The following is a 6,169-nucleotide window of genomic DNA, read 5'->3' as shown; positions in this document are numbered from 1 at the left end:
CCTTAAATTATTTATATTCATTCATTAGATTATAACATAGATTTATAAAAATGTGTACTTTTTTTAAATTTTTATTATCAGGTTATGAGTTATTTTTTTACATGTTCTCATTCTGTAAGATTTTTTACCGTATTAACATATTGATTTTTCAAAAAAAATGTAGTAATAGAGTATCATATAAAATTTATAGGAGGCGGGCATCTATGGTTGTTAATCGAAAAAAATCAAAGCGAATGGTAATATACATCAACGATTCTCAAAAAAATAATCTACAGAACTTTTTGCACTCAATCGGTTTCTATTACTATACAATCCAATCTAAACTTGAAGGTAGCTGGGAACACGGAATCAGACACTTAAATAATCATGTTTGGCCTGGTTCAGAAGCTGTTTTTCACTTGATTGTCTCTGGCTCTAAAGTTGATTTACTTTTGAAAAAATTAAAAAGCTTTAGATTAGGACTCCCTGATAATGTAGTTATGGTTATTCTAGTCTGTCCTTTAGATGATTTCATTTACAATATGATGACTGTGGATATTGAACCTGATAATACAACTACAAAAGTTCACTGGCTAACAGAGGATGAACAATAGTTTAAAGAATTAATAGTTTTAATAATAAAAAATAGGGAGCAGTTTTATTAAACCGCTCCCTGTTTTTTATATCATATTAATGTTTACATTTATCTTTGAAACTACAACTTCCATTTTTACCCTTTGAACAACTACATCCACTCTCACCTTTAAGCATTTTATAAAGGCTTTTTAAAGCTATAGCTCCAATTACTACGACAATTCCTATCAATATCAAAGTTTTCATTTTTACCTCCTAATTTAGAAAGTTAAAAAAATAACTTTCCAATTTGGAATACAAGTGTTGATACAACATATGGTACAACTAATAACATAGCTATTATAAACCCTGTAAACTTATATCCAAACTCCTGTTTTATAGCTCCTAAAGTTACTACACAAGGAACTACCAATAAAATAAACACCATAAATGAGTATGCTCTTAGTGGAGCTAAGTCGTCTGTCCAAAGCATTTTTGTTGCTGCTACAACACCGCTTCCTTCCTCCTCTATTTCGGCCTCATCAGGTACACTAAATAAACCTTTAACATCAAAACTAATAACTCCTACAACAGAATCTTTGATTGCTACTCCCAGTCCAACCACTTGATCCACTGTATCTTCAACAAAAGTAGTAGTCTCTTGATCTATCTCTTCCTGCACTTCCTCTGTATCCTTATCTCCAACTAAAACTTGAGCCATAAATCCTACAACTATCTCCTTAGCTGCTAAACTAGGAGGGATTGCTGCAACTGTTTCCCATCTATCAGCAAACCCTGTTGGCTTTAAAACACCTTGGAATGTTTTTCCAAACTTAGCCATATAAGAGTTCGCTGTATCTCCACTATTTGGGAAATACGTTAATGCCCATAAAATCATAAGCATCCCCATAATAATAGTTGTAGCTTTTTTTAGATATGATCCTGTTCTTGTTAAAGTTGATTTTACTATCACTCTTAAACTTGGAACTCTATACGGAGGTAACTCAATCAGTAGTGCTCTTCCTTCCGATTTGAACATTTCAAAGTTCTTCAGTATCAATCCTGTTAAAATTGCCACAGCAATTCCTAATACATATAATGACATTACAATCATTCCAGCTTTAGCTCCAAAGAAAGCCGCTGTAAATAATCCGTATACAGGTAGTCTTGCCCCACAAGACATAAACGGTGCCATAGCTGCCGTCAATCTTCTTGAAGAGTTATCCTCTAAAGTTCTTGTTGCATAAATTGCTGGAACTGTACATCCAAAACCAAGTACCATAGGTACAAAGGCTTTTCCATTTAAACCTAGTTTTGTCATTATCTTATCCATTAAAAAAGCAACTCTAGACATATATCCACTCTCTTCAAGTATAGCTAGGAAGAAATATAGGTATAACATAAGAGGCACAAATACAACTACTCCTCCTACTCCTCCTAAAATTCCATCCATTACCAATGAAGATAACCAATTTGGAGTGTTCTCATCTATTAGCATACCCACATATTTTCCAATATAATCATTTACAAATCCATCAACCCAATCTATCAATGGAGCTGATCCATTGAATACTGTTCCCATCAGTCCCACTATTATTAGAAAAAATATTGGAAGACCTAAATATTTATTCAATAGAACTCTATCAACTTTATCTGTAAAATCTAATCTCGATTTTATAGATGTAGTAAATGTCTTTGCCAATATTCCTTTAACTGTCCCATATCTACCCTCAGCAAATATAGTTTCAATATCCTCATCATGATCATCTTCTAACTGTTTAGTTATCTTTAATACATCCTTATCCTCTCCGTAGTTATACTCACTCTTCAATAGCTCTAATAGATGTTTATCTTGCTCTAAAAGCTTTATCGCTAAGAAATCTAATCCAAATTTTTCAGATGCTTTTTGTAACTTCTCATCACAATTTATTTTACATTTTACCTCTTCAATAGCTTCCTCTAAACATTTATCAAATAGTAGTGTATATTTTTTATTTGATTTATTTGATTTTGCAATAACTAATGCTTTATCTAATAGCTCTTGAACTCCAGTTCTTTTTGTTGCAGATGTCATTATTACATCCATCTCAACCATATCTGTAAACTTTTTAATATCTAGCTTATAATTTAATTTTTCAAACTCATCATAGAAGTTCAATGCCATTATCATTGGTCTTTCCAACTCTTTTAATAACATTGTTAAGTATAGGTTTCTCTCCAGATTAGTTGAATCCACAATATTTATAATCACATCTGGTTTCTCATTGATTATAAAGTCTCTCGTTATAGTTTCCTCCAATGTATATGGGCTTAAGCTATATACTCCAGGTAAATCAATACATTGTATTTTTTCACCCTTATATTCAAACTCAGCTTCTTTTTTCTCCACTGTAACCCCTGCCCAGTTTCCAACTTTTAAGTTCGATCCTGCAATGGCATTTATTAATGCAGATTTTCCTACATTTGGATTTCCTGTAAATGCTATTTTTATCATTTATCTATCCCCTACCCATCTATCTCTATTTCAATATTTTGTGCATCTTGCTTTCTTATAGCTATATTTGTTGATTTAACTATAAACTCCTGTGGATCTCCCAGTGGTGCATTTCTTTCAAGTCTTATTATTTCACCTGCTGTAACACCCATATCAACCAGTCTCTTTTTCAGCTCGCCAATTCTCCCAATTTTGACTATTCTTGCTGACTGTCCTTTTTTCAATTCTGTTAATTTCATTTCAAGCCTCCCAACTTATTAGTCATGAATATATTTTGAGTTTCAAAATATATTCGCAAAATTTAAATCACAGGCTATCCTGTGATTTAAAATTATTCATTATCTATTATTATTTTATTTGCCAAACCAAAGTTTAAAACATATTTAGTATCATTTATTTTTACAATATAGTTACTTTGATCATCTCTTAGTAAACATATCTTATTCCCTATACAAAACCCTTTTTCCGTTAGTCTATTCTTATCTTTATCTCTTCCTTTGATCTCTTTTATAACAAACTCTTTATTTTGTTCTGCAAAAACTAGTGGCGTCATAGAATAAACCTCCCAATGTATTTGTTATTTACACTAGAATTATATTCCAACAAAGAACATTTGTCAAGAATAAAACTTTGATTATTAAAGTTTTATTTAAACAAATAGATCTTTTATACTGTTTAACATTACACTTCTTATATTGGGACTATCTTTTGCTAGCTCCTCTATCATCTTTTTTACTTTTAAACGCTTAGAGTTATCACTTGTCTCATATGGGCAATCATTGTGTAAGATTGGTAACCCCAACTTTTTAGAATATCTTATTGTCTCTTTCTCCTCCACATAAGCTAGAGGTCTTATAACCTTTAGTCCATACTCCTCTGAATAATAAGCTGGTTTCATAACTCCCATATTCCCTTGATAAAGAACATTTAGTAAAAAAGTTTCAACTATATCATCCTTATGATGTCCTAAAACTAATTTATTTATATTTTGTTTCTTCATCTCCTTATATAAAATCCCTCTTCTTACTCTTGCGCACATAAAACATGGATTTTTTAACTCTTCATTTGTTAGAATACTCTCTCCTATTGAAGTTTCTATAACTTGTAAATCAACACCTAACTTATTACAATACTCTTTTATATCCCCATAATTTCCTCCCTCTTCCACAGGGTGTATATGGATAGGAAATAACTCAAAATTTATTCCTGAAATTTTCTTTACTCTTATCAATGCATTTAAAACAGTTAGACTATCCTTTCCGCCAGAGATTCCAATAGCAATTCTATCTCCCTCTTCAATCATATTATAGTCATGCATAGCTTTTCCTATGGGACTCCATAGACTTTTTTCAAAACCTTTATCTTGAATAAAAGCTAAAATCTCTTTATCATTCAATCTATTTAAAACTATTTTCAATCCTGTTTGTTTATAAATTTTATCAATTAACTTAATTGACTTATTTTTTTCATAAGCAATCTCTATTTTAATTCCATCCTTTGAGTTATTAATTAAAACTTTATTCTCTTGAACTTCAAAAGTAAAAGACTGAAAAGAATATCCATCTAACTCCTCTATACCATCTAATTTTAACACTTTATTCTCCTTTTTTATTCTCAGATACATAACCTAATACATAATCTAAATTGATATTTTTCATTGAATTAAATATACTCTGCTTTATTTGAGGATTTGTTTTTTCTAAAGTTGTCAGTAGATTTTTTATCTCTTTTCTTTTAGAATCAACTTTTCCTGACTCTATTGGGCATCCACAAGCCATTGCCATAATCTCATTTTTTTTAGTAAAGTTTATAATATCGTTCTCCTTTATATATATTAAAGGTCTTATTAATTCTAATTTTCCACTTGTTGACTTCACCTTAGGAATCATCGTTTTAGTCGTTCCAGCATAAAACATATTTATCAGTGTTGTCTCTATTAAATCATCGAAATGATGACCTAGAGCCAATTTATTATATCCAAGTTCCTCAACTTTATTATAAAGTACTCCTCTTCTCATCTTTGCACATAAAAAACATGGGCTTTCAGGAGAGGATTCAAATGCGATTTCCCATACATTGGCATCAAATATTTCACAAGGGATTCCTAACTCCTCTAAATTAGTTTTAAATTGCTCTAAATCCATAGACCCAAACCCAGGATTCATAGATATAAATGCAACTTCAAAATTCTTACTTTTATCTCTTTTTAACTCCTGAAATAACTTAGATAGTAAAAGACTATCTTTTCCTCCTGACACTCCAACAGCTATTTTATCCCCATCTTGTATTAAATCAAAATCTTTTATCGCTTTCGTAAATTTTGACCAAATCTTTTTTCTATAAGTACTTCTTATTGAGTATTCAACCATATCTTTTTTTGTTTCAAAAACTTTTTCTTCCATTAATCCTCCAACAATATAGTATAGACTTTTACTCCATTATATCATGCTTGCAAAAAAATTAACAATTCTTTTTTTTTGTGTTAAAATGTCTTATTCAATTAGATGAGGTGAATAAAATTTATGAATAATATAGAAAAAAATGTTTTGGAATTTTTAAAAAGTGGAATGGTATACAGTGACGGTGCCATTATGAAAAATCTAGGGATTGATGCTCTTGAGCTTGAAAAGGTCTACCAATCGCTTACAGCACAAGGGTATCTGGAAAGTTATGAGGAGTTTCTAAAAAGAAACCCAGATTATGAAAAGGGAGAGGAGGAGAGATCATCTGGAGGATGTTCATCTGGAGGATGTTCATCTGGTAGCTGTTCGTCTGGAGGATGTTGCTCCTCTGGTGAGTGTTCATCTCAAGATGAAGATATTGACTATTCCAAGATTAAAGTTTTAACAGAAAAAGCATTCACTTATACATATTAAAACTTAAAAGGAGAACTTAAAAGTTCTCCTTAACTTAAATCCAATTCCACTTGGTATAAAAAATTGTGTAATCTGTTATAATATTTACAATAACCCCATGTAAAAATTAAAAATACTGTAGCAACTACAACAACTTCTTTTGTCACACTCCCATTTTTTATTGATAATAGCAGCCCTAAAATAAATAAAATATAATACAAAATTGAAAACTTTTTTAAAATCTCGTATAAAATCTCTGTAAAAACTC

General features: G+C 30.7%; 9 protein-coding genes. 2 read left to right on the top strand and 7 right to left on the bottom strand.

All coding sequences use genetic code 11. The features are described from left to right. Positions 1–203 precede the first annotated feature (203 nt). Entirely contained in the window at positions 204–593 is a 390-nt protein-coding gene (locus ACMOUI_RS02240; RefSeq protein ID WP_418964119.1) for a PG0541 family transporter-associated protein, read from the top strand. A 76-nt stretch (positions 594–669) separates the two neighbouring features. Here the strand turns inward: ACMOUI_RS02240 and ACMOUI_RS02235 are convergent, their stop codons facing one another. The 6 genes from ACMOUI_RS02235 to ACMOUI_RS02210 form a co-directional block, all read right to left on the bottom strand. Then, on the bottom strand, positions 670–819 hold the full coding sequence (locus tag ACMOUI_RS02235) for a hypothetical protein (RefSeq protein ID WP_418964118.1): 150 nt from the start codon (positions 817–819) through the stop codon (positions 670–672). 22 nt (positions 820–841) lie between these two features. After that, a complete protein-coding gene (gene feoB / locus ACMOUI_RS02230; protein ID WP_418964117.1) occupies positions 842–3,046 on the bottom strand; it encodes a ferrous iron transport protein B in 2,205 nt (734 codons plus the stop codon). Between the two features lie 11 nt (positions 3,047–3,057). Further along, entirely contained in the window at positions 3,058–3,285 is a 228-nt protein-coding gene (locus ACMOUI_RS02225; protein WP_418964116.1) for a FeoA family protein, read from the bottom strand. 92 nt (positions 3,286–3,377) lie between these two features. Next, positions 3,378–3,599, bottom strand: a complete 222-nt coding sequence (locus tag ACMOUI_RS02220) for a FeoA family protein (protein WP_023050074.1) — start codon at positions 3,597–3,599, stop codon at positions 3,378–3,380. 96 nt (positions 3,600–3,695) lie between these two features. Beyond that, on the bottom strand, positions 3,696–4,640 hold the full coding sequence (locus tag ACMOUI_RS02215) for a tRNA 2-thiocytidine biosynthesis TtcA family protein (RefSeq protein WP_418964115.1): 945 nt from the start codon (positions 4,638–4,640) through the stop codon (positions 3,696–3,698). A gap of 1 nt (position 4,641) precedes the next feature. Further along, entirely contained in the window at positions 4,642–5,448 is an 807-nt protein-coding gene (locus ACMOUI_RS02210) for a tRNA lysidine(34) synthetase (RefSeq protein WP_418964114.1), read from the bottom strand. Positions 5,449–5,568: 120 nt separating this feature from the next. On the opposite strand from ACMOUI_RS02210, the gene ACMOUI_RS02205 reads away from it, so the two are divergent. Beyond that, the gene (locus tag ACMOUI_RS02205) at positions 5,569–5,922 is read left to right on the top strand and encodes a hypothetical protein (protein ID WP_418964113.1); all 354 of its coding nucleotides are present in this window, start codon (positions 5,569–5,571) and stop codon (positions 5,920–5,922) included. 29 nt (positions 5,923–5,951) lie between these two features. On the opposite strand, the gene ACMOUI_RS02200 is transcribed toward ACMOUI_RS02205, so the two are convergent. Next, the coding region (locus ACMOUI_RS02200; protein WP_418964112.1) for a hypothetical protein at positions 5,952–6,169 on the bottom strand (218 nt) is incomplete at its 5' end.

It is taken from the genome of Cetobacterium sp. (assembly GCF_048470075.1).
Classification (GTDB): domain Bacteria; phylum Fusobacteriota; class Fusobacteriia; order Fusobacteriales; family Fusobacteriaceae; genus Cetobacterium_A.
Note: the sequence above shows the minus strand (reverse complement) of the source record. Positions and strands in the feature narration are given on the sequence as shown.

Excerpts from the sequence above, each read along its gene's own strand:
- ACMOUI_RS02240 (WP_418964119.1), top strand. The coding sequence starts at position 204 with ATGGTTGTTAATCGAAAAAAATCAAAGCGAATGGTAATATACATCAAC.
- ACMOUI_RS02235 (WP_418964118.1), bottom strand. The coding sequence starts at position 819 with ATGAAAACTTTGATATTGATAGGAATTGTCGTAGTAATTGGAGCTATA.
- feoB (WP_418964117.1), bottom strand. The coding sequence starts at position 3,046 with ATGATAAAAATAGCATTTACAGGAAATCCAAATGTAGGAAAATCTGCA.
- ACMOUI_RS02225 (WP_418964116.1), bottom strand. The coding sequence starts at position 3,285 with ATGAAATTAACAGAATTGAAAAAAGGACAGTCAGCAAGAATAGTCAAA.
- ACMOUI_RS02220 (WP_023050074.1), bottom strand. The coding sequence starts at position 3,599 with ATGACGCCACTAGTTTTTGCAGAACAAAATAAAGAGTTTGTTATAAAA.
- ACMOUI_RS02210 (WP_418964114.1), bottom strand. The coding sequence starts at position 5,448 with ATGGAAGAAAAAGTTTTTGAAACAAAAAAAGATATGGTTGAATACTCA.
- ACMOUI_RS02205 (WP_418964113.1), top strand. The coding sequence starts at position 5,569 with ATGAATAATATAGAAAAAAATGTTTTGGAATTTTTAAAAAGTGGAATG.